The sequence below is a fragment of the Rothia mucilaginosa genome, from assembly GCF_964211445.1.
In the GTDB taxonomy this organism is placed as follows: domain Bacteria; phylum Actinomycetota; class Actinomycetes; order Actinomycetales; family Micrococcaceae; genus Rothia; species Rothia mucilaginosa_E.
The window spans coordinates 43,109-65,621 of record NZ_CAXOQT010000004.1; the positions used below are offsets into that span (position 1 = coordinate 43,109).

Below are 22,513 nucleotides of genomic sequence, written 5' to 3' on the forward strand. Positions count from 1 at the left end.
TATTCCACTGGCGGCTTAGCTCACCCCCGTCATTTCGGTGTTTTTGACCGTAAGAAGGTAGCATAGAGGGGAATGTACGCGGGCACCTTTTCGGTGTTGCGTGCCTTCTGTGTACCTGCCCGCATCCGCGCCTGTGGCGGCTCCCAAGTTGCCGTGGTGCGGTCTCTGTCCCCAGCAAGGACGGCATTTGTGACTGACCAGCCTGTTCACCTTGATTTTGGTGCTCCGAGCACCGAGTCGATTCCCCCGCGCACTCCCGGTCGGGTGCGTCTGGGCGTGATGGGTGGAACTTTTGACCCGATTCACCACGGACACCTGGTGGCAGCTAGTGAAGTTGCCGCCGTGTTCGACCTGGATGAGGTCGTGTTCGTTCCGACCGGTCAGCCCTGGCAGAAGGTGGGGGAGCGGCACGTGAGTGACGCTGAGCATCGCTACCTGATGACGGTGATTGCGACCGCGTCGAACCCGCGTTTTACGGTGAGCCGTATTGATATTGACCGTGGCGGCGCCACGTACACCTTTGATACGCTTAACGAGCTGAGCGCCCTGCGCCCGGATGCTGACCTGTTCTTCATTACCGGCGCGGACGCGATCAGCCAGATTATGACCTGGCGCAATGCCCATAAGCTGTGGGATTTGGCGACTTTTGTGGGTGTGACTCGCCCCGATCATGAGCTGGATCCGCCGCTGGCTGAGGGTCGTCATATTACGACTCTGAAGATTCCTGCGATGGCGATTTCTTCGACCGATATTCGTCGCCGAGCAGCTGAGGATGCCCCCATCTGGTACCTGGTGCCGGATGGTGTGGTGCAGTACATTGCTAAGTATGGCCTGTACAAGAAGGACGCTTTGACGGCGTACCGTGACGGCTTGCCCCGCGTGAAGGATGAGTCTGGGCAGGCACCCCAATCGACGAATAATGAGGGAACACATGAGTGAAGCTACGGGTTCGAAGCCCTATAGCGAGGACGAAGCGTACCTCTACGAGACGTACGTGACCGAGGACGGCATTGAGGTGCCGCCGCCTACTAAGGTGATGGGTCCGCGTCGTCTTGCCCGCTACCGTGAAGAAGTTGCCGAGTACCTGCGTGCAGCCCGCCGCGGTGAGCCCGCGAAGCCTGTTGCGAACATGGGCTCCGTGATTCATGCGGGTGCTATTGACCCGCAGGTTCTGGCTGTTCAGCGTCGTTTTGCGGCGCTGGCGGCTCAGGGCAAGATTGAGACTGAGGCGAACGATGAGGAGAAGCTGCACGAGCCTGCTCCTCTGACCAGTAGCCTGCGTGTGCTGCGCCCTGAGGAGATTGCGCAGAACCGTGTGGATGCGACCAGCCCCTCCGCGGTGGATAACCCGATGACTTCTTCGATCCCGGTGATTGCCGTGGTCAAGGAGGAGGAGCCGGAGCCCAAGCTGCACCAGTACCTGGTGCGCGATGAGCCGAAGGTTGAGGAGCTGGACGGCTCCGTTGCTGAGGTTGAGGAGACCGAGGCCGCTTCCGTTGAGGAAGAGACCGTTGAGGCTGTTGAGGTTGAAGAGTCTGCTGACGAGCTGCCCACCCGCGTGAGCGCCGTGAACGCGCAGGGTCTTGACCTGAGCGTGTTGGATAGCGCCTCCGCTGGTGACACCGTGGATTCGGTGGACGGTGACCCGACTGTTGCTCTGAGCCCGGATGAGGTTGAGGAGCTGCTGCAGCGCATGGTGGATCGTCAGGATCCCGAAGAGGCGCTGGTCGAGGAGACTGCTGAAAAGTCTGAAGAGGACTCTGAAGATGGAGAGTCTAAGGCTTCTGAATCTAAGTCTGCTCCGGTGCCTTCTGCTGAGGCTTCCAAGGAGTCTGAGGAAGAGTCTGCTTCTAAGAGCGCTGTTGAGAAGGCTGAAGAGGTTCTACAGCCTGCGCAGAAGGCCTCCCTGGCGTGGCTGTGGATTGTGCTGCTGCTCGCCCTGGTCGTTGTTGGTCTGATTATGATTTTTGGCCCTAAGTAGGCCGTGAGAATGCGCCCCCTTCGGGTGGGTGCTGCTGGTGGGTATTCTGCCGGCAAGAAAGGAAAATATGACTGCTGCACAGTCCTCGGTTGAGGCTCTGCGCATTGCTGCCCGCGCTGCGGAGGAGAAGCAGGGAACTAACCTGTTCGCTGTGGATGCATCCGACGCGATGGGTCTGATTGACGGCTTCCTGGTGGTTTCTGCCCACAATGAGCGCCTCGTGAACGCTGTTGCGGATGAGGTTGAGGACGCTCTGCGTGAGCAGGCTGATCTGAAGCCGGTCCGCCGTGAGGGTCGTTCCTCGGGCCGTTGGATTCTGCTGGACTTCGGCGATATTGTCGTGCACGTTCAGCATGAGGAGGACCGCGAGTTCTACGCTCTGGATCGTCTGTGGGCTGAGGCTCCGCGTATTGAGCTGGGCGTTGAGAACGAGGCTCCCTTCGATATCGAGGGTGAGACTGAGGAGGATGCTGCGCGCATCATTCCCGCTCAGGATGAGGCGTAAGTCTTCGCTTGATTTTTAGCTGATGAGGGGTGGGCTCTGCTGGCACTGTACGGTGCCGCGGGGCCCGCCCTTCTTGCTGAGCCTTTGGCTTACCCGCCGGTAACTTTTGTGGTTTTGGCGCGCGGGTTTGCATCACTCACTGGGGTGTGTGTAATATATTCATGTTGCCTCGTTGAGGTTACTAACAGAATATGGGGATATGGCGCAGCTGGTAGCGCACCTGCATGGCATGCAGGGGGTCAGGGGTTCGAGTCCCCTTATCTCCACGTTTTCCTCGGTTGAGGAGCTTGTCGCCCGGTTCTTGTGAATCGGGCGATTTTGTTATCCACTGATAACTCTCGATAGTCAACAACGCAGTTCATAGTTGAGGAGTAGTGCATGGGAGCGCACGCACATCACGGCCACGGCGGGCATCACGGGCATCACCATGGGCACGACCATTCGCATGCCCCGAGCCCGGAGGAAGCCGCCTCGATGCGTCCGCGCCTGCTGATTGCGTTCAGCCTGGCGTTCGTTATTGTGTTGGCGCAGGCGATTGGCTCGCTGGTGACGGGTAGTCTTGCGCTGCTGACTGATACGGCGCACGCCATTACGGATGCCTCCGGTCTGCTGGTTGCGCTCATGGCGGCTTCGCTCATGACCCGCCCGGCGACCTCGCGCCGCACGTGGGGTTTCCGCCGTATTGAGGTGCTTGCCGCCCTCGGGCAGTCGGTGCTACTGCTGGCGGTGGGTATCTACACGGCGGTGGAGGGCGTGCATCGCCTGTTCGCTCCGCCGGAGGTGCCCGGTACCGAACTGCTGATCTTTGGTGTGGTTGGCCTGGTCGCGAACGCTATTGGTATTGCGGTGCTGGCTTCGGGCCGTAACTCGAACTTCAATATGCGTGCCGCGTTCCTGGAGGTGCTCAATGACGCCCTGGGCTCGCTGGGCGTGATTGTGGCGGCTATCGTGATTTGGCTGACCGGCTTCTACCAGGCGGATGCCCTGGCGGGTCTATTCATTGCGGCGCTGATTGTGCCGCGTGCAGTACGTTTGATGAAGCAGACCACGGCGGTGCTCATGGAGTTTACCCCGGACGGCCTGGACCTGGACGCGATGCGTGAGCACATGCTGCGCGTTGACGGCGTTGTGGAGGTGCACGATGTGCACGCCTCGATGGTGGCGACCGGTCTGCCGGTGGTGACCGCGCACGTGGTGGTTGCCGATTCGTGCTTCCATGACGGCTCTGCGGTGGCGATTCTGGATCGTATTCGTTCCTGCGTGGCGACCCATTTTGAGGTGTCGGTGGAGCACTCGACCTTCCAGTTGGAGACCGCCGAGCTGGGCGGCCGCGAGTCGGCTTCGATTCGCCACCCGTAAGCCACCTGAAAACCTTGCGTGTATGATTTCTGCGGGCTGAAATAGCGGGGGAGTAGTGACCGTTATATTTGGTGGCTTCAACACGCAAAAGATACACTCTTTAGGGAGCAAAAGGTGCTCCTCACCCGCACACTTTGACAGGCCCGCTGGCTGGCTCTTTAGTTTGGTAGCCGCGGTAGCCTGCAACGATGAGCGCCTCAGCCCAGCTGAAACGGAATAGCTGAAACGGAACAGCGGGCGGGCGCATCCTGGAATTTTTGACGAGAACAACCACGATTAGCAGCAGATACGGAATACCATGCATTCACCTATTGCCACTTACCTGACCGAGACCCTCGAGTCGGTCGCTTCTGATACCTCCGGTGAGTTGGCAAACTACATTCCGGAACTTGCCGCCGTGGACCCGGACAAGCTCGCCGCGTCTATCGCCATGGTTGATGGTGAGCAGTACGCCGCCGGTGACTCCGATGTGGAGTTCACGATCCAGTCGATTTCTAAGCCGTTCGTGTACGCCCTGGCGCTCGCGGATCGCGGCTATGATGATGTGCTTGCGAAGGTGGGCGTGGAGCCTTCCGGTGAGCCGTTCAATGAGCTGTCCCTGGAGGATGGCTCCGGTAAGCCGCTGAACCCGATGATTAACGCGGGCGCAATTACCACCCATTCGCTGGTGGGCCCTCCCGGCGCGACGCAGGGCGAGCGCATGGAGCGCGTCATTTCTGGTCTGTCTGCGTTTGCGGGCCGCCGCCTGTCGGTGAATGAGCGCGTGTACGAGTCGGAACTGGAGCACGCGCACCGCAACTACGCGATTGCGCATATGCTGCGCGGCCACGGCATCCTGACTGGTGACCCGACCGTGGCGGTGCAGGGCTATACCCGCCAGTGCTCGCTGATGGTGACGGTCAAGGATTTGGCGCTGATGGCGGCGACTCTGGCGAACTACGGTGTGCATCCGGTGACGGGTGAGCAGGTGGTTCCTAAGACTGTGGTGCGTCAGGTGCTGAGCGTCATGTTCACCTGCGGCATGTATAACTCGGCGGGTGACTGGGCGACCCAGGTGGGCGTTCCGGCGAAGAGCGGCGTGGGCGGCGGCATCATTGGTGCGGTGCCCGGTCAGCTGGGTGTGGCGACGTTCTCCCCGCGCCTGGACGGTCACGGCAACAGTGTGCGCGGTGTGGAGCTGTTCGAGCAGTTCTCGGACGACATGGGCATGCACGTGATGAACGTGCCGACGGTGGCTCGTTCGGCGTTGCGCGCGAACTACCTGATTGGTTCGGGCGAGGATTCGATGCGCCTGATTCAGCTGCAGGGCCGCATCCGTTTTGCGGGTGTGGAGCGCGTGATCCGTGAGATTGTGGAAGCCCCGATGGAGGGCTCGAAGGTCGCCCTGGATGTGACGCGCGTGTACGCGGTGGATGAGGTCGCTCAGAGCATGCTCCTGGAGCTGATGCGTCGTCTGCGGAATGACGGGTACAAGGTGTACCTGATTGATAATGACGAGACGATTACGAACACGGATGCGCTGCGCAGCATGGGCGTGAAGATTCTGACGAACCCGGCGGCGGTGACTTCTGCAGAGTCGGATGCTGAGCGCGTGGCGGAGGCTGATGCTGAAGAGGCTGCGGAGGCGGCGGCGCTGGAAGCACTGAAGGCGTCGGAGCCTGCTGAGGCGGAGTAGCCGGTAGAGACTGAATTCGAGTAGGTTTTAGCCGAGTACTTGGCTCCACGGTTTCGTGAACTTTATAGATTGAGGCCCCTTTCCCTGGGCGCGTTGTGAACGCGTTCTGGGGGAGGGGCCTTTTGCTGTATCGTGGCGGCGCTTGCGGTGCTGGAATCTGTAGCGCGGCGCTGGAATCTGTAGCGTGTCGAGTGTGGTCTCTGGTGAGGAACCGGTAGGAAAACGCGTAAAGGTTCGTTATTGGTAGCGTTGTTAATCATTAAGTAATATTTTGAATTTTTCGATATCTAACGGCGGTCTCATCATACACTCATAATATGAACACTGTTCCACACTCAGAAACACCTATCGCTCCTCGTCAATCCGCTATCGCTGACCCCGCCGCTACCCCAGCAGTATCGGGTACTTCTGCCCGCGCCTCCATGGGGCGACGGGAACTCTTGCGCCACGTTGGTACCTTTGGTCTGGGCGCGGTGGGCTTCGGCGTGCTGGGTCTTGGCTTGACCGGCTGCACCCCGTCCGCGGCGGAAGGCACCCACGGGGCGGCTAGCGGATCTGCATCGGGCGGTGCTTCCGGTAGCGCCTCGGCGACTCCTTCGGCAAGCGCGGCGGCTAACCCTTCCGCATCTGGCTCCGCATCGGGTTCTGCATCCCCGACCGCCGCGGCATCTAAGACGGCTTCTGCGACCGCGACCTCGTCGAACCCTGTGCCCGCGGCGCGCGCCTGGACCGGCCCGCAGACCGGCCTGCCCGGTGAAGGTAAGTACATTGCGTGGACGGTCGATGACGGCGCCGACCCGGAGGTGGTGCGCGCCTACGCGGAGTTCGCACACCGTACCGGCACGCGTCTGACCTTCTTTATCAACGGTCAGTACCCGGCGTTTAAGCAGCATCGTGACTTGTTGCTTCCGCTGGTGAAGAGCGGCCAGTTGCAGATTGCGAACCACACGTATAGTCATGCGGCGTTGACGAGCCTGACGGATGAGCAGATTGTCCAGGAGTTGACCCGTAATGATGAGGAGATTAGGCGGCTGTTTGGGGTGTCTTCGAAGCCGTATTTCCGCCCGCCGTACGGGTATTATGATGCGCGCGTGTTGGCGGCTGCGGCGTCGTGTGGTTTTACGCGCCCGGTGTTGTGGTTTGGGTCGTTGGCGGATTCGTCTAATATTTCTTCGGCTGAGGTGTATGCCTATGCGGAGAAGTATGCGTTGGCTCAGCATATTGTGATTGGGCATTTGAATTATCGGGGTGTGGTGTCTGAGCTGGACCGTATTCGGGCGTTGTTGGATCGGCGCGGGTTGAAGACGGTGACGATTCGCGACTATTACGGGTAGCGCGGGGGAGTCCCGGCGGGGTCTGGTGGGTATACTGGGAGGCATGACGAAGCTTCCTCAGAACCCTATTCTTCGGCAGGTGCACCGTTTCCGTGAGGCGCTGCTGTTTTTGCTGTATTACACGGTCTCTTTTCAGGGTGTGCGTTGGATGCGTACCCGCCACCCGCGTTTGGCGACGGCGTGGTCGGTGACCCTGTGGGTGAAGATGGTGTTGCGTGGCATGGAGCAGGTGGTGCGTATGCTGGTGCCGGTCCTGCAGGATGCGGAGGCGCGCCGTGCTCGCGCTGAGCGTGCCCGCGCCTACCAGCCGCGCTAACCTCACCGGCGGAGCTGAAGACTAGGCTTATAACGAAGCCCCCTTGCCCCGGTTCAACAAAGAACCGGTACAAGGGGGCTTTCGCTATAAGAACGGGCAGAAGCCAGGGGAGCTATTCGTCTTCATGAGAAAACTCGTTGACAATCTCTGGAGTCTGCATCGCGAACTCATCGGGTTCTGCCGTCTCGGGGGAGAAATCCAGATAGTAGTTACCCTCAGAGGTGCGGGTGATGGTGACGTAGGTTCGACCGTAATCGAGCAGCTCGCGAATGCCGACTTTGGTGCCTTCGTCGAGGCCCATACGCTTCCGAATATACGAGCCAAGCTCGGAGTTCGGGATAGTCGACATGTCCTTACCGCAACGGTCGGAACCACTGGCAACGCGCATGATGAGGTCTTCACCGTCATCGCAATGCACCACAATGGGGGTGTTTTTCACCGGGAAGAAGTTGGACCGCCCAATGTTCGCAGGAACAGCGAAGTAAGCTTCATCCTTATTGGCTCGGATATCTCGCAGGCCCCAGTTAATACCGGAACCGCAATTGTACGAAGAACCCTTGCCCGCGTGGCTGTAGAGGTACAGCTTGATGGAGGAGAAGTCCTTCAGTCGTTCCTCACGTTCCGTCTCAGGTTCGGGGAGCGGAGGAACCGGAGGCAGGGACTTATTCGCCAGGACGTCCGCGGGTGCTTCAGGGAAGGTGAAGAGAGAATCAACCACAGGGTCGGTGCAGCTCAGCGAAGCACCGAAAAGCGTGTCGATATAGTTCTCCGCGTACTCCACCGACACCGGCACAAGAATGTTTTCTTGCTGGCATTCCGAAGCGTCACGACCAATGTTGAGACCATCCGTCGACAGGTTAGCTGAGCCAGCATAGGCAATATCGAAAGAGCCGTTCTGCGCCCAAGCGTAGAGCTTGGTATGCACCAGGGGAGAGACGCGAGGATCCGGGTAACGAATATCCAGGAACCCGCGACTAGCCTTGACCCACCCCTTGAGGATTTTATGAGTCGTAATGCTCACCGCACCGTCTCGTGCCATACCAATCAGAAGATGAATCTTAGGCGTGGTAGAAGTGGGGGTGAACTTGCTCATCTCGCCCCAATGGCCGGCTTCCTTGGAACGACGTCCGGGGGTGAAATCAGCCTGGTACAGGGCGCTGAGAATGGTGGTTCGCGAGATATACCCGGTAACCGCCCACAGCTCATGGCCAGCGCAATCATCCTGCGGATACGGCGATTGGAGAACAAGCTCAGCGAGGTTGTCGCCCATGAGTGACGAATAAATTTCCATGGGAATACGTCCTTCTTTTACCTAGAAAAGAGTGTCTTCTTTATCTGCCTCGAGCTTATCTTCCATCGCCTGAATGCGCTTCTCTACATCAATATTCGGTTCGATGCTCTCGTAGGAGATTCCTTCAAGAGTCTTGAAAAGAGCCTCGAACACGACCTGCGCACCGTCCGGAGGAACCGCCATGCCAATCTGGCGACGTACGTTCTCCTTGCTGCCGATGAACTTGTACCAGTCAGGGAAAGTCTGCAGGCGTGCGCGCTCGCGGTTGGTGAGAGCGCGGGGCTCTTCCCAATGGTAGATGTGCGTTCCGCCGCCACCGGAGCCGGTGACGGTGTACGCGGGCTTATTGGGATCCAGACGCTTATAAATCTGGCTGAGCTTAGCGCCACGTACATTGAGGCGCAGTTCCTCAGGCATATCGGTAGCGTTGAAAGCGTTCTCGCCGGGCTTGATGTAGGCGAGGCGTTGCTTCACCACCTCAGACTGACGGGTCGGCTCGTTGTTGGTTGCCCACTCGGGGATGGGCGGTTCGGTAATCGCCTGTTTAGAGGTGCGCATCTTTGAAGGTTCAAGAGTGGTAGGAGCTGGAACCTTGAACTCTGCACCCTTCGCGGCAATGTCATTACGCAGGCCTACGATAATGATGCGGTGTCGAGCCTGGGGGAGGCCGTACTCTTCGAAGCGGTATTTGTGAGCGACAACGGTGTACCCTGCACGCTGCATTTCACGCAGGATGTAGGGGAACGCAAGGCCCTCATTAGCACCGGAGAGACCACCCACGTTTTCTGCCACGAACCATTCAGGCTTGTGACTCTTGAGCACGTTGATTCCGTAGGAATAGAGGGGACCGTAGGTACCGTCTAGGCCCTTCTGCTTTCCTACGAGGCTGAAGTCATTGCAGGGAAAACCGAATGCAAAACCATCAATCGGGGGTAGCGCGTCGGTATCGAGCTCACGGACATCACCAACGTACACGGTCTCTTCAGAAGCACCGGGAGTGTTTTCGCGGTAGGTATCTGCAGTCGTGGGGTCGTAGTCATTAGCCCAGGCATGCTTAACCTTGATTCCGGGAACCTTATCGGCAGCGTTGTGCGCGCCCAGGGCAATGCCGCCGGGGCCACAGAAGAGCTCACCCATTTTGTAGGTTGTGGGTGAGGATGATGTGTGCTTCTCAGCCATAAGGTTCTCCGCAAGTCATAGTGCTGTGTTAGGTGCCGGTTGAATACATAGATTTACCGTCTCTATATATTCAGAGTTAAACCCTCTAAGAATAGCAGCCCGGGGGCCTTACTCGCACCCTTACCCCGAGTAGATTTTGCTGCATGGAGTAAAACAACCTGGCTCTAGTAGATTGATGGCGCATCGTGATGACGAAAAGCTGTGTTGACGTGTGAGAACGAGTGATAAACTCACAGAGGAAGCTAACCATTGGCTCCCATAAACACTCACATCTCTATTTTTCAACGAGGAGAAAAATGGCCGAGGAAATTTCCCAGCCGGAACAGCAGATTTATGACACTGCTGCGCGTGAACTCATCTCGTACGAAGACGCTTGCCGCCAGGTAATTGACGGTATGGTTGCCGTGCCTATTCCTGAAGATGTAGTCGTTCCCATCTATGAGAAGGCACTTCGTAGCATTCAGGAACGTGAAGCCGCGAACGCCAAGGGCGAGTTCGATGAGGCCGCTACGGCCAAGGAAGACTACCACCACTGGTACGATGCTGCGAAGCCCGATACTGCCGGATGGAGCCACCTGCGTAGGAAGCTTACCAAGAAGATTGGTGAGGACGGTACGTCCACTATTCACCAGGAATCCGGCAAAGTTGTCGGCCTTCTTGCCGACCCCGCGACGAAGAATCTGACTCACAAGGGCCTTGTTGTCGGCTACGTGCAGTCCGGTAAGACCGCGAACTTCTCGGCGGTTATCACCAAGGCGGTTGACGAGGGTTACCGTTTCGTCATTGTTTTGGCGGGTATGTACAACAACCTGCGTCGTCAGACTCAGGAACGTTTGGACGGCGATGTTGTTGCCGCGCTCCAGAATGCTGGGAAGTCTGTTTTCCCTCTGACCAGTGTCAAGGGCGATATCTCTTCGGATTCTGGCCTTCTCCTCAACGCTCTGCGCACTAAGGATAGTGTTGTTTTTGCTGTGGTAAAGAAGAACCCCAGCCGCTTGAAGAATCTGCTGAAGCATATGGAATCTGCAAACCGAGAAGGTCTGCTGGATGACGTTCCCGTGCTTATCATAGATGATGAGTCGGATCAGGCGACTCCCAATACCGCGAAGGAAGATGAAGCGTACTCCGGTATTAACCGACTTCTCCGCCAGATTTGGGATCAGGTACAGCATGGCTCCTACGTGGCGTACACCGCGACTCCCTTCGCTAACGTTCTGATGGACCCGAATGACGAGGACCGCTACACCGAGCACGTAGAATCGGATAATCCTGAGAACCCCGAGGGCGAAACTATTGAGCGTTACCCGGGTCTGTACCCCTCCGACTTCATCTACGCTTTGGAACGCCCGAATGGCTACGTTGGTGCGTCCCGTATTTTTGGTACCCCGCTGTGGGCTACCGAGGACGAAGACGGCGTACTCAACGATGGCGTAGATGTCGATGCTGTCCGCGATATTGAGGAAGAGGAAGCAAAGATTCTGCGTCCTCCTACTCGTAAGGATGGTGGGGACTACATGCCTGAGATGGTTCCCAGTCTTGAAGCTGCAGTGCTGTGGTTTATGATTGCCACGGCTCTTCGTCGTCGTCGCACTCAGAAGAAGCAGCACAGCTCGATGCTGATTCACCTTTCGCACAGGGTTGAGACTCACTTCGAAGCGGTGAAGGTGATTGAGGACTACATCTCAGAGCTGAAGGAAAACTACGGCAGTCCTAAAATTAACGATGCGATGCAGCGTCTGTACGAACGCGAAGTTGCTCGTATGCAGGCTATCCGCCCTGAAGAGATTTACCCCGAATGGGATGAGCTGAAGCTTGCTGTGGGTCAGGTCGTCCGCGAGACCAAGTGCATTGTGGACAACGGTTCCTCGGATGAGCGCCTGGAATATGACGCAGATTCGCCGGCTACCTATGTCGTTATCGGCGGTAATACTCTCGCCCGTGGTCTGACCCTTGAAGGCTTGATTAGCTCGTACTACCTCAGGACGAGCAAGACCTACGATACTCTTCTGCAGATGGGCCGCTGGTTCGGTTTCCGCCCCGGCTATGATGACCTGATTCGTCTGTGGACGACCAGGGACCTTCAGGACTATTACCGTCACCTTGCCGGTGTCGAGGATGAGATCCGCGAAGAAATTCGTATCGTTGGTAGCACCCCCAAGACCGTTGGTGTGAAGATTCGTACTCACCCTGGTGTGCTAAAGGTTACCGCTGCCAATAAGATGCGTCATGCCAAGGCGCTTACCGTTGATTACAGCGGTAAGCTCCATCAGCTGACTCGCTTCGAAGAGAAGAACGCCGAAATCCTGAACCACAATATTCAGGTATTCGAGTCCCTTGTTGGCTCTATCTCGAGTACTCATGAGGTAGTGCAGGATAAGAACAACGGTAGCTACCTCTTCACTGGCGTGCCTGTGGATGTCGTGCTGTCCTACTTGAAGGACTTCAAGGCACACTCCTCGCATTACGAAGCTGGCTCGGACAAGCTGGTTGAGTGGATTGAGAAGTACGCCGACCAGGACTGGAACGTTGTCGTCTACTCCGGCACCCAGAAGGATATGCCGCAGCAGAACTTTGCTGGTCTGGACATTCGCATGGCAACTCGTAGTGCACACGTTAACTCTGAATCTGGCATCGTTGATTTGAGGGCTATCGCTGCGGGTGAGACTCCGGTTCTGGACTTCAAGATTCTCGCTAACACGGGAAATCAGGAGTACAAAGATCTGCTTGAGGGTCTGAAAGAAAAGGAAAAGAAGAACACTGGGAAATCTGAAAAGAAGCGTACGAGTCGAGCTGCACAGCTAAACCTTCGTTATGTTGAAGGTAACGTGCCGCTTCTGGTCATTTACGTGGTCAACCCCCACTCGAAGGCTAAGCCGGGCGCTCGCCGTCGTGACCTTGACGCTGTTGCACCGGTCGTCTTGCACGCTGTGGTTCTTCCCCAGGTTGCAGGTTCCGACTACAGCAACTTCATCTCGGTTGTTCCTGAGCAGGTTGAGGATCTGGCTCTTGATGAGGAAGAGTTGGATGAGAACAGCTCGATTCTGGATGCAGTCGACAGCGATGATGAAGGCGACTACAAGGAGTAACCTCAGGTAGCTTCTTGAATACCCAAAAGTGGGTATAGGTTTCGGGGTGGCATTTCACCGGATAATGCCACCCCGGAGCTTTATTCCCTCAGCAACACACGCCCATACGATTCAATAGTGCCCACAACTTCTACAGGGCAAGGAGATAACATCGTGAGCCTTAACTGGTTCCCCCTTCCTAAAAACACTGGTTCGATTTCTGCTCGAGGTGCCTCGCGTACCTTGGGTCGCCCCAATCTGAGCCCGCTTGCTCTGGTCACCCGAGAGATGGCCCAGAACTCGTGGGACGCACGCCTTGAAGGGCGCATGCCGGAGTTTGGCTGCCTGGTTCGGCACGCCAATCAGGGCGTGCTGAATACCCTGAGGAATGAGGTATTTGCAGCTGGTTTTGAGATTCACAGCAAGTACACCGGTCTCGACCAGACTTTTAACCGCGGCGACGTCTACTTCTTGGAGTTCTGGGACCGCGGCACCGTCGGTCTTGATGGCCCGGACCGCCCAGACGAAGCCGTTGAGGAAGGGGAGAGCCAGAACTTTGTTAACCTCACGATGAACCTTGGTAGCGATAACAAGGGTCAAGGTAACGGTGGCTCATACGGCTTCGGTAAAACGGCTGCTTTTAATATGAGCGAGTCTCAATCTGTTATTTACTGGTCTGCCTTTAAGACCAAAACTGGCGAGATTGATTACCGACTTATTGCTGTCGCTCTCGGCAAAGAATATACGTATGACGGTCGAAACTACACCGGTCGCCATTGGTGGGGATATGAGGGCCCAACAGTTAAGGGAACGGGTAACATTCTCCCGTTGACGGGAGAACCTGCTCGTCGGCTGGGTGAGGCTATTTTCTCTCGTCACTTTAATAACGGAGAAACTGGCACTTCAATTCTTATCGTTGATGCAAAGCCAGCAGAGCTTATGGAAGTATCAGACGATGAAGGTAAGATTCCGGATGATCCGAGTCGAATTATTGACCGTTCCCACGAAAAAATTCAAAATATCGTGATGTACCATCTTTGGCCCAAATTGGATGTTGAAGATGGAAATAGGTCTATGGATATCAGGATTAACAATAAGCCTGTCTTAATCCAGGACCTTAAGAATAATCCTGAATATAAGGGAATTGAGCAGCTCTGTTCTTCTCTTATTGACGTGCGGAAAATGGCTGAGCTTAAAAGGATGAATTTTGATGCCGACCCATTTGACAGTGTTTTCTACTATAAGAGCTTTGTTTTTAAGCGAGCCAGGGATTCCTATAATATTGGATATCTAAGGATTGCTCGAGGTGCGTACGATATTAACGCTGAAAGGTCCATCTATCCGCAAAACACTGTATGTTTGATGCGTAATGAGGCTGAATTGGTTGTCCAATACCGAAAAGTAAATGACCTGGACGATTCAAAGGCCACCTGGTACGGCGTATTCAAGCCCGACCTTGAAACGGATGTTGCCTTCCGAGAGGCTGAACCTCCGGCCCATGACGAATGGAACCCGAGCTCTCTCGAAAATGCTAAGCACAAGAACATTGTTGTTTATGCTGCTTCGAATATCACTAAGAGCCTGAAGAGTCTTTTCGAATCGAAGGACACTAAGCGCGATAGCGGGTCACTGGGTTCTTTGTCGAAGATTTCGCAGAAGCTTGCTCGATTCAATCCGATTATGTCCTCCGGAGGCGGTGTCGTTACTGAGCTGACGGAAGAGGACGAAGGTAAGAATAAAAAGCGCCCTGGTGGCGTTGTTCGTCGTGCCTCGGTATCGATTGAGTCTGCATCGATGACTGGCGTTCACCCGCAGAACCCTGATTATGTGCAGTATTTCATTAGCTTCTCCTGCAGTAGCGCTTGGAAGGCTGGTCAGCGTATTGGTATCAAGGTCTCTATCGCAACCGGTGATGAGAGGACTCTGGAGTACACAGACTCGCACGACCTTGAGCCTTCGTGGAGCGAAGGCTGGGGCCCTGACGCTAACGACACCCAAAAGGTGGGGCATGTTTATGTGCAGTGGGACGGCCCTGAAGAATCCGAGGAGAACCAGGGGTCTGTGGTCATCACGCTGCGTAAGGGTAAGACCTATATTTTTGAGGTGGAGGGCTAATAGCTATGGCAGGTAAGCGTGTAAAGGCATATCCTCATCTCACCCTTTTCCCGAATGAAGTGGAGTGGGGCGAATGGGATATTCGTAATCAGAACGGCGAAATTGTTGACCCGGATAAGTTGCCCTCCATCTGGGATTACGACACTGATCTGGAGCTCTCCATTTCCGTCAAAGTACAGCTTGAAGGAATCCGTCGAGTACTGGGCAATGAGGAGTCTCTGCCTCGACTGATTTGTGAGGTCCAGTGTCGACCGACCCACTGGAGCGTCATTGAAGAGAGTCGAGATGTTCAGCTTGATTCGGAATCATTTGTCGCGGTTGTTAGCGCCAAGATTCCTGGACGTAAGGTTGCGGGAGAACTAAAGCTCCGAGCAGCTCTAGTGGCGGGTGCCCTAAATATCGATGGATATAACACCGATGAAACCGCCTATATTGCTGTGCAAGAGGACAGCCTGTCTTTGAGCGCTAAGGGTGCTGGTATGCCGTTCTCGCAGCTTGATTTTTCTCGAGTGCGAGAGTGGGATAAAAATGCTCCCTGGGTTGTAAGGTGCAATGCCAGTAATCCGGAGGCGTTGTATTCACGATGCGTGCGAGTATTTGTGAATACGAAACACCCGGTTTGTAAGGCTTTGGTGCGAGGGGACGAAAAGGATTATGAGATTCTAGAACCCGCTATTTCTCGAGATTTCCTGGCAACTCTTGTGCGAGAAATTTATATTTCGCATCTGAACGAGACTTCTGTGTATACGTCACAGAAAGAACTCACTGAAGGAAATTGCGAGCAGTTCCAAATCGTGGCGCAGAAGATTATTTCCGAGAATTTCTCAATGACAATTCCGGAACTTATTGATGCGCTGAAGAGGGATTGGAATTCCGTGCAGAGCAAGATTGACGGTATTACCGGATATATGCAGAAGGGATGGAAGTAGATATGGTTCAGCAGAATGTGGAACCTGTACAGCAGGATGCTACTCCTGAGAATATTCAGGCGCCTGCCGAGCAGGAAGAACAGTATCTTTACTACCGCCTGGATGATTTCTCCGCGGATGATGAACTACAGCAATGGAAAAACTCTGGGGTTCCGCTACGCAACGTGGATTGTGGAAATATTGACACCAACCTAGAGATTCTTAACATTGGCGGCAACGAGATTCCAAAGCAGACTTTGGAGAATCTCCGCACAATCGTAGATAAAGAGCTCGAGAATCTTAAGGCTTTTGCTGATGATCGGGATAAGTGGAAGTACGAGTACTCTCACCGTATCGGTAAGGCCTTGCACAAGAACCTGCATATGATTCGTGGTGAAGCTGAATCTATTGAGGTGTGGCAGTTTATCGGTCTGAGGGTTCTTCCTGCGGCTGCTTTTGCACGTTTTGCCCCCTCAAAGGAAGTTCGACATATCGGCAACCTGCGCCGTCACGTGCTACGTCGAACCTGGCTGACCTATGACCTCCTGGGTGAGGTCATGGATGAGGGAGGCTACCTTACGGAAGATGACCTCAACCAGATTCTTGACCGAACCTCTATCTCGACAAACCGCGATTTGGCGTTGGCTCTTGCTCGAACTCTAAACTCTGTGGGCGTACCCAGTGATTACGGTTTGGAGAGGGGAGTCTCTGCCCGTGATATCAAACGTAAAATCGCGGAAGAGCTCACGGTGCGTATGGGCGTTGAAATGGTGCAGCACAAATCGTACGAGGATATGTGTGTACTCCTTGAGACCATCAAGAACGACGTTATCGAGGACTTCAAGCTACAGGAGGGTATCACCGAAGAACAGGATGAAGATACCTGGGAATCTGAAGCTGTAGAAGACTACGAGTCGGAAGAGGTAGAGCTTGAAGAGTCGGAAGACTCAGAAGACTTGGATACCGAGGCTGACGAGTACGACGAAAGCTACGATGAGGATTTCTCTGATGAGGAGACTGAAGAGGAGGAAGAACCTGTAGACCTCGAGGTTGCTGAGGCTATCGAACCCGCGGAGCCTGAAGCTGAGGAATCTGATGCTGAAGAGTCTGAGGCTCAGGAACCTGCAGAACCTCAACCGTTCTTTGTGCCGGTTAACGAATTCCGCGAATCAAACCTCTTTAGCTCAACACAGTACGGGTACTACGTTGACGAGGAACCTGAGGAACGTCCGTCACGTCTTCGAACTCCGCAGAGCAAGCTCAAGGCGAAGTTGGACAAGGAAAGCTCTGAAGTAACCGCGGATGAAGAAGCTAATAAGCAGTCTTCTGAAGCTAAGACTCACAGGAGTAAGCTCACGCCTCCCAAATCTAAGATGGGACAGTTCTGGGATAACATGCCCTGGAAGCGCTAAAAAGTAAGAAGCCCCCTTGCCCCGGTTCAACTAAGAACCAGGACAAGGGGGCTTTCGCTATAAGAACGGGCAGAAGCCTAATGCTTCTTCTTCGGCTCGCATGCCACGCCGTCACCATCACGGTCAAGACCCGGACGATAACCAGGCTGACCACGATACAGAGGCGCAGCACCCGCAGCACGAGCATCAGCACACGACTCATAGTAAACACTCGACTGCGCCGGGGCCTGCTGCACCGGCTGAGCAGGAGCCTGCTGAGCAGGAGCCTCAGCCGCCGGAGCCTGCTGGGCGGGTGCCTCCGTAGCTACCGGAGCCTGCTGCACCGGCTGAACGGGAGCCGGCTGAGCGGGCGCCTCAGAAACCGGAGCCGCCGGCGCCGCCACAGAAGGCGCCTCAGCCGCCGGTGCCTGGGACGGAGCCTGCGCGGGAGCCTCAGTCGTCGGAATAGGCGACGGGGTTACCGTCGGGGTAGGAGACTCCGAAGGAGACGCACTCGGTGTCGAAGAAGCAGTAGGGGAAGCCGAAACAGAGGGGCTAGCCGAAGCAGAGACCGACGAAGACGCAGACGGCGTAGACTTCGGAGCACGAACAGACGAAGAACAACCAGTCAGCAACAGAGCACCCGCAAGAACACCAGCGGTCGCGGCGTGAATTTTCAACACAATATTCCTTTAGAAGTGAGTGGACAAGCGTGTTCACCGTAGAACACACACTCCAGTGTAAAGGAAAACCGCCCCACCCGCAGACAACATCGAGCCACCCACAAAGAACCCGACAATGAAAGATACAACGTGCGGGCACGGCAAAGCCCCCTCGCACCGGTTCACGCAGAACCAGCACAAGGGGGCTTTCGCCATATCTAGGGGACACCAGCCGGGGCGCTAGGGGAGTAGCACCCCAGCCGAGACAGCTCTAACCAGAACCGCTAGCTCCACCCAGACTGAGGCTAGGAGCAGTTGCCGTTCACATCGCAGGACGGACCCGCCTCCGCAGCATTGCTACCCGCGCCGTCACCAGTGACGTCACCAACCGCGCCCGCCAGCGGGTTCAGGAACTCCACACGGTGAGTCTCCTCCCACACCTGACGCAGCGCCTGCACCAGCATCTTCGCAGGCTGCGCACCACTCACCGCCCACTTCGACTCAATCAAAAAGAACGGCACACCATTAATGCCCAGCTGACGCGCCAACTGCTCATCAGCACGCACATCCGCCGCGTAACGGTCACTCTTCAACACCGCCTCAACCTCAGCAGTATCCAGACCAATCTCAGAAGCAATATCCAGAATCGACTCGTGATCCTGCACCGAACGGCCCTGTGTAAAGTACGCCAGCTTAAACGCCTCCTGCGCCGCCGCCGCCAAACCCTGCTCCGCCGCATAATGAATCACGCGGTGCGCATCAAACGTGTTACCGTACCGCGCCTGCCGCCAATTGAAATCCAAACCCACCTCGCGGGCACGCTCCGCCAACGACTCCTGGCTCGCAATCGCTTGCTCCAGCGGCATCTGATATTTGCCCGCAATCAGCTCAGGCAGCGAACCGGCAGGATGCTCCGTAGCCGACGGGTCCAGCTCAAAACTATGCCACACCACCTCAACCTCGTCACGGTGCTCAAACTCGGCGAGCGCCAGCTCCAGGTTACGCTTGCCCACGTAGCAGAAGGGACACACAATATCGGACCAAATATCAATACGCATTGTCATCTATTCCTCTCACACTCGGATGCGGCACACTGCCGCCACTATACGCTCACCTAACGCCCCGGCTGCCGTACTTATTCCCGCGGCTATTACCCGCGATTATTCCCGCCGGGCACGGCAAAGCCCCCTCGCGCCGGTCCGTACAGAATCTCAATACAGGAATGTCCGTACGGGAGCCGGGTCAAGGGGGCTTCATCGGGGAAGGTCTACACCAACCTATCGGCGGGCAGTCGCCGAAGCGTTCTGCGAAGCCGCCGGCGCCGTAGTAGCCGCCGGTGCAGCGGTCGCACGAGCAGCCGGAGCAGTCGTTGCCGCCGGAGCGGTCGTCGCCTGCTGGCTAGCCGCAACCTCATCCTCATAGCGGGTGGTCGGTGCCTGAGTCGGAGCCTCAGTGGTCGGCTCCGGGGTAGGGGTTGCCTCCGTGGTCGCCTCGGGGGACGGGGTGTGCTCCTCCGGAGTGGGGGTCGGCGAAGGAGCCGCCGCCTTAATCTCTTCCTCAGAGGCATCACCGTAGTAGTCACGAATCGTCACCGCAGTCAGGCCGCGGTCATCAATCAGTCCCTTCACCTTATCCAGAATCGGGATGATCGTTTCGTAGTTCAGGTGGCCCAACACAATCTGCTGCGGCAGCATGTAGCGGATGCAGCGCATGTAAACCACGCGGGAGCTGGTCTTCGCTTCATCACCAGTGGTGCCGTTCCACATGACCGGGCGGGTAAAACCAATCTCGCCGGCAGCCTTCAGAACCGTATCGTTGTAACGGCCGTACGGCGGGCGGAAGTACGGCTTCGACGAGACACCGAACATGCTCATAATCTCGTCTTCGTTACGCTGCAGCTCTTCCTTCACACCCTCAGCATCCAGGGTGGTCAGGTCAGCGTGGTTGTACGTGTGGTTCGCAACCTGAATCTGGCCGCTCTGAACCAGCGGACGCAGCAACGACACGTGCTCCTTGAAGCCGGTGTACGAAGCGTTAATGAAGAACGTCAGGCGAGTATTCGTACGCTTCGAGAACTCAGCGTAGCCGCGAATCGCCTCCGGGCTCGCGCCGTCATCAACAGTCCACGCAACATACTTGCCGTCACCAACGAGGGAGTTGCCGATACCGGGCCATTCGCGCGGCTTATCAACCGGGTTGCCAGCAGCGGCAACCGTCGGCGAATTCGTGGGCGCGGGGCGAGTAGCGGCAGCAGAGGTCTCGCCGCCAGCCTGATACGGAGTGAAATTACCGCTGGTGCCGTCGTAGTCATTCGACTTCTTCGAGCAGGCAGCAATCAGCGGAAGCATAGCAGTGCCGAGCACAAAAAGTCGGCGGTTAGGCTGTGAGTGGGTCATACCTTCCAGGATAACGCCCCCACCTGCAAGGAACGAATCTGAACAGCGAATACACCCTAAATAATGCGCACATCACACCGCGAGCTCAGCACCACAGTATTAATAGGTATAAGAACTAGGCGTAAGAACACAGAACCAAGAAGCCGCAAGCCGGTAACGCTCCGCTACACTAGTGGGATGGAGAATTTGGGCACTCACGAACTGCGCAACCTTGTGAACGATGCTGCCGACGAGGCAGTCAACATCGGCTACCGCGTTGCAGACCGGCTACACCGGTGGCGAGAAAAGCGCGCCATCGCAGCCGGACGCGAGCCTATCCTCGTGCCCACTGAAGGCTACGGACGCGCCGCCTCCGACGGAAACCCCGGCTGGGTCCGCGTTATCGCCCGCGCCCTCTACAAGACGGTCACCCTCGAACGCCTCCTGCAGGTCGTCGACGGCACCCAAGACACCGCCAACCCCATGCGCGGCTGGCGCTCCTTCACCGCAACCGCAATGTCGGATGCGCCCGTCACCATCGTCATCGGCGGCACCAAGTACGAGGCATACACCGACCGCGGCGGCGTGCTCGACGTCAAACTCACCATTGACCTGGAACCCGGCATCCACGAAGTCGTCATGTACGTGCCCGGCTCCCGCGCCGTAGCAACCAGCGTCTACATCGTTCCCGAAAGCCAGAAGCTCGGCGTCATCATGGATGTCGACGACACCGTCATGGTCACCATGCTGCCGCGCCCCCTCGTCGCCGCCTGGAACTCCTTCATCCTCGATGAGCACGCACGCATCCCCACCCCCGGCATGGCGGTCATGACCGACCGCATCCGCCGCAGCCACCCGGATGCGCCGTTCATGTACCTGTCTACCGGCGCCTGGAACATCACCCCGACCCTGCGCCGCTTCCTCAGCCGCAACGGCTACCCGCGCGGCACGTTCCTACTCACCGACTGGGGCCCCACCCCCGACCGCTGGTTCCGCTCCGGCACCAACCACAAGGTCGAGTCCCTGCGCCGCCTCGCCGAGGAATTCCCGCAGATGAAGTGGATTCTCGTCGGCGACGACGGGCAGCGCGACCCGTACATCTACAACGGCTTCGCGGTACGCTACCCGGACAACGTGGCGGCAATCGTCATCCGCAACCTGACCGTGGGGGAGACCATGCTCGCCTCCGGCCGCGTGTGGAGCGACTACCGTGCCGAACAGATGATGCGCTCGCCGCTGTGGATTGAAGCCACCGACGGCGTAACACTGAGTAAGAAACTGCGTGAGCTGGGCCTGATCGATTTCTAGCCGGTTACTGCTCGCCGGTTGCTAAAACCAGCGCCTATACCCAGTAAACCCACCGTAAATACCGTGAAATACCGGTATATGCGGTGGGTTTTGGCGTTTCAGCGGAATTAACCAACTTAAACCCACGACACACCGGCTACCGAAAAAGAGTTAAAAATCTTTTCTACAGCCTTAATCACACAGCTTAAACCCGCTCGAAGGGGGTTAACCCCCGCCTTTAAGAAAGTCCATTCTGCTTTAAAACCGCGCCGTTCCGCGCAAGAACGGGGGAGAGTTAAGATCTCTTTAAAATCAAGCCCGAATCTGCCGGGTTTTATGCCCCCGAAAGCATACATGAGGTTAACTAAACCTCAACTCAGCGGGCGAATGAACCCTTAAAAATCCTGCCCAACTTAAACCCCACCTGTGGATAACCTGACACACCCCGCGAAAATACGGCGAACTAGCCCCGGGGCAGGGTGTGGATAATCTGTAGACACCCCCTCTTAAGTGGGTTCAGCTGTGGGTTTATCGAACGAAACACGACCCTTGCACCACATCATCTTGTGGTGAAGAAATTTCTCGACACTAGATGTAGTATTAATACTCGGTTCCACCACTACGGCACCTTAAGCGCCCTGCCCCAGTGCAGGAAACCGCCACACCCCACTAGGAGGGGGCAGCGGACGGCACAGCGCCCGCCGTAAACAACACGTGGCGAACCACCGACGAAACACGCCAGATTCATTCACGAGATAACCCCGCCTGAGCGGGAGAAAGTAAGAGGCACCCCAATGGTAGTGACCGTGTACACCAAGCCCCAGTGCGTCCAGTGCAACATGACCTACCGCGCCCTCGACGCGAAGGGTATCAGCTACACCAAGGTTGATATCACTGAAGACGCTCAGGCCCTCGAAATGGTCAAGTCCCTCGGCTACATGCAGGCACCCGTTGTCATCGCAGGCGAGGAACACTGGTCCGGTTTCCAGCCCGACAAGATCAACGCTCTGGCAGCGTAACAACCAACCCGGCCGAAACCCACACAAACGGAATCGGTACGGAACACCCGG

The 22,513-nt window shown here is 56.6% G+C and carries 18 protein-coding genes and 1 tRNA gene; 14 read left to right on the forward strand and 5 right to left on the reverse strand.

Features of this window, described 5'->3' with window-relative positions; translation table 11 throughout:
* Positions 1-189: 189 nt before the first annotated feature.
* From nadD to AB8E48_RS01655, 8 genes are all read left to right on the forward strand, one after another.
* Positions 190-939, forward strand: a complete 750-nt coding sequence (nadD, locus tag AB8E48_RS01620) for a nicotinate-nucleotide adenylyltransferase (RefSeq protein WP_049354513.1) — start codon at positions 190-192, stop codon at positions 937-939.
* A complete protein-coding gene (locus tag AB8E48_RS01625; protein WP_368885560.1) occupies positions 932-1,981 on the forward strand; it encodes a sulfite reductase subunit alpha in 1,050 nt (349 codons plus the stop codon). Before nadD ends, AB8E48_RS01625 begins: the two co-directional genes overlap by 8 nt.
* A 67-nt stretch (positions 1,982-2,048) precedes the next feature.
* On the forward strand, positions 2,049-2,486 hold the full coding sequence (gene rsfS / locus AB8E48_RS01630) for a ribosome silencing factor (RefSeq protein WP_044142238.1): 438 nt from the start codon (positions 2,049-2,051) through the stop codon (positions 2,484-2,486).
* 193 nt (positions 2,487-2,679) lie between these two features.
* Positions 2,680-2,752: transfer RNA gene (locus tag AB8E48_RS01635), tRNA-Ala, on the forward strand.
* Between the two features lie 112 nt (positions 2,753-2,864).
* A complete protein-coding gene (locus AB8E48_RS01640) occupies positions 2,865-3,845 on the forward strand; it encodes a cation diffusion facilitator family transporter (RefSeq protein WP_368885561.1) in 981 nt (326 codons plus the stop codon).
* A 298-nt stretch (positions 3,846-4,143) separates the two neighbouring features.
* Positions 4,144-5,520, forward strand: coding sequence for a glutaminase (locus tag AB8E48_RS01645; protein ID WP_368885562.1), 1,377 nt, complete (start codon positions 4,144-4,146; stop codon positions 5,518-5,520).
* A 317-nt stretch (positions 5,521-5,837) separates the two neighbouring features.
* Complete coding sequence (locus tag AB8E48_RS01650) at positions 5,838-6,854, forward strand: polysaccharide deacetylase family protein (RefSeq protein WP_368885563.1); 1,017 nt, start codon at positions 5,838-5,840, stop codon at positions 6,852-6,854.
* Positions 6,855-6,897: 43 nt separating this feature from the next.
* Positions 6,898-7,170, forward strand: a complete 273-nt coding sequence (locus AB8E48_RS01655; protein ID WP_070847853.1) for a hypothetical protein — start codon at positions 6,898-6,900, stop codon at positions 7,168-7,170.
* 112 nt (positions 7,171-7,282) lie between these two features.
* On the opposite strand, the gene AB8E48_RS01660 is transcribed toward AB8E48_RS01655, so the two are convergent.
* Together AB8E48_RS01660 and AB8E48_RS01665 are read right to left on the reverse strand one after the other, a co-directional pair.
* The gene (locus AB8E48_RS01660; RefSeq protein ID WP_368885564.1) at positions 7,283-8,461 is read right to left on the reverse strand and encodes a restriction endonuclease PLD domain-containing protein; all 1,179 of its coding nucleotides are present in this window, start codon (positions 8,459-8,461) and stop codon (positions 7,283-7,285) included.
* A 21-nt stretch (positions 8,462-8,482) separates the two neighbouring features.
* Positions 8,483-9,640: a DNA cytosine methyltransferase gene (locus AB8E48_RS01665; RefSeq protein ID WP_368885565.1), complete on the reverse strand. Its 1,158-nt coding sequence runs from the start codon at positions 9,638-9,640 to the stop codon at positions 8,483-8,485.
* A 296-nt stretch (positions 9,641-9,936) separates the two neighbouring features.
* On the opposite strand from AB8E48_RS01665, the gene AB8E48_RS01670 reads away from it, so the two are divergent.
* From AB8E48_RS01670 to AB8E48_RS01685, 4 genes are all read left to right on the forward strand, one after another.
* Positions 9,937-12,726, forward strand: a complete 2,790-nt coding sequence (locus AB8E48_RS01670; RefSeq protein ID WP_368885566.1) for a Z1 domain-containing protein — start codon at positions 9,937-9,939, stop codon at positions 12,724-12,726.
* Between the two features lie 153 nt (positions 12,727-12,879).
* Positions 12,880-14,820, forward strand: coding sequence for a hypothetical protein (locus AB8E48_RS01675; RefSeq protein ID WP_368885567.1), 1,941 nt, complete (start codon positions 12,880-12,882; stop codon positions 14,818-14,820).
* Positions 14,821-14,825: 5 nt separating this feature from the next.
* Positions 14,826-15,749 (forward strand): hypothetical protein, encoded by a 924-nt coding sequence (locus tag AB8E48_RS01680; protein WP_368885568.1) that lies wholly within the window; start codon positions 14,826-14,828, stop codon positions 15,747-15,749.
* Between the two features lie 2 nt (positions 15,750-15,751).
* A complete protein-coding gene (locus AB8E48_RS01685; protein ID WP_368885569.1) occupies positions 15,752-17,140 on the forward strand; it encodes a hypothetical protein in 1,389 nt (462 codons plus the stop codon).
* 77 nt (positions 17,141-17,217) lie between these two features.
* On the opposite strand, the gene AB8E48_RS01690 is transcribed toward AB8E48_RS01685, so the two are convergent.
* From AB8E48_RS01690 to AB8E48_RS01700, 3 genes are all read right to left on the reverse strand, one after another.
* Complete coding sequence (locus AB8E48_RS01690) at positions 17,218-17,802, reverse strand: excalibur calcium-binding domain-containing protein (protein ID WP_368885570.1); 585 nt, start codon at positions 17,800-17,802, stop codon at positions 17,218-17,220.
* Positions 17,803-18,086: 284 nt separating this feature from the next.
* Positions 18,087-18,839, reverse strand: a complete 753-nt coding sequence (locus tag AB8E48_RS01695; protein ID WP_368885571.1) for a DsbA family protein — start codon at positions 18,837-18,839, stop codon at positions 18,087-18,089.
* 219 nt (positions 18,840-19,058) lie between these two features.
* A complete protein-coding gene (locus AB8E48_RS01700) occupies positions 19,059-20,177 on the reverse strand; it encodes a polysaccharide deacetylase family protein (protein ID WP_368885572.1) in 1,119 nt (372 codons plus the stop codon).
* Positions 20,178-20,354: 177 nt separating this feature from the next.
* Here AB8E48_RS01700 and AB8E48_RS01705 point away from each other — a divergent pair, with 177 nt between their 5' ends.
* On the forward strand, positions 20,355-21,464 hold the full coding sequence (locus tag AB8E48_RS01705) for an App1 family protein (protein ID WP_294628986.1): 1,110 nt from the start codon (positions 20,355-20,357) through the stop codon (positions 21,462-21,464).
* Between the two features lie 773 nt (positions 21,465-22,237).
* Positions 22,238-22,462 carry a glutaredoxin-like protein NrdH gene (nrdH, locus tag AB8E48_RS01710; RefSeq protein WP_296545116.1) on the forward strand — a complete coding sequence of 75 codons (225 nt, stop codon included), beginning with the start codon at positions 22,238-22,240 and terminating at the stop codon, positions 22,460-22,462.
* The last annotated feature ends 51 nt before the right edge of the window (positions 22,463-22,513 follow it).

Coding starts and splice junctions, on each gene's coding strand:
- AB8E48_RS01625 (WP_368885560.1), top strand. CDS start 932: ATGAGTGAAGCTACGGGTTCGAAGCCCTATAGCGAGGACGAAGCGTAC.
- rsfS (WP_044142238.1), top strand. CDS start 2,049: ATGACTGCTGCACAGTCCTCGGTTGAGGCTCTGCGCATTGCTGCCCGC.
- AB8E48_RS01640 (WP_368885561.1), top strand. CDS start 2,865: ATGGGAGCGCACGCACATCACGGCCACGGCGGGCATCACGGGCATCAC.
- AB8E48_RS01645 (WP_368885562.1), top strand. CDS start 4,144: ATGCATTCACCTATTGCCACTTACCTGACCGAGACCCTCGAGTCGGTC.
- AB8E48_RS01650 (WP_368885563.1), top strand. CDS start 5,838: ATGAACACTGTTCCACACTCAGAAACACCTATCGCTCCTCGTCAATCC.
- AB8E48_RS01655 (WP_070847853.1), top strand. CDS start 6,898: ATGACGAAGCTTCCTCAGAACCCTATTCTTCGGCAGGTGCACCGTTTC.
- AB8E48_RS01660 (WP_368885564.1), bottom strand. CDS start 8,461: ATGGAAATTTATTCGTCACTCATGGGCGACAACCTCGCTGAGCTTGTT.
- AB8E48_RS01665 (WP_368885565.1), bottom strand. CDS start 9,640: ATGGCTGAGAAGCACACATCATCCTCACCCACAACCTACAAAATGGGT.
- AB8E48_RS01670 (WP_368885566.1), top strand. CDS start 9,937: ATGGCCGAGGAAATTTCCCAGCCGGAACAGCAGATTTATGACACTGCT.
- AB8E48_RS01680 (WP_368885568.1), top strand. CDS start 14,826: ATGGCAGGTAAGCGTGTAAAGGCATATCCTCATCTCACCCTTTTCCCG.
- AB8E48_RS01685 (WP_368885569.1), top strand. CDS start 15,752: ATGGTTCAGCAGAATGTGGAACCTGTACAGCAGGATGCTACTCCTGAG.
- AB8E48_RS01695 (WP_368885571.1), bottom strand. CDS start 18,839: ATGCGTATTGATATTTGGTCCGATATTGTGTGTCCCTTCTGCTACGTG.
- AB8E48_RS01700 (WP_368885572.1), bottom strand. CDS start 20,177: ATGACCCACTCACAGCCTAACCGCCGACTTTTTGTGCTCGGCACTGCT.
- AB8E48_RS01705 (WP_294628986.1), top strand. CDS start 20,355: ATGGAGAATTTGGGCACTCACGAACTGCGCAACCTTGTGAACGATGCT.
- nrdH (WP_296545116.1), top strand. CDS start 22,238: ATGGTAGTGACCGTGTACACCAAGCCCCAGTGCGTCCAGTGCAACATG.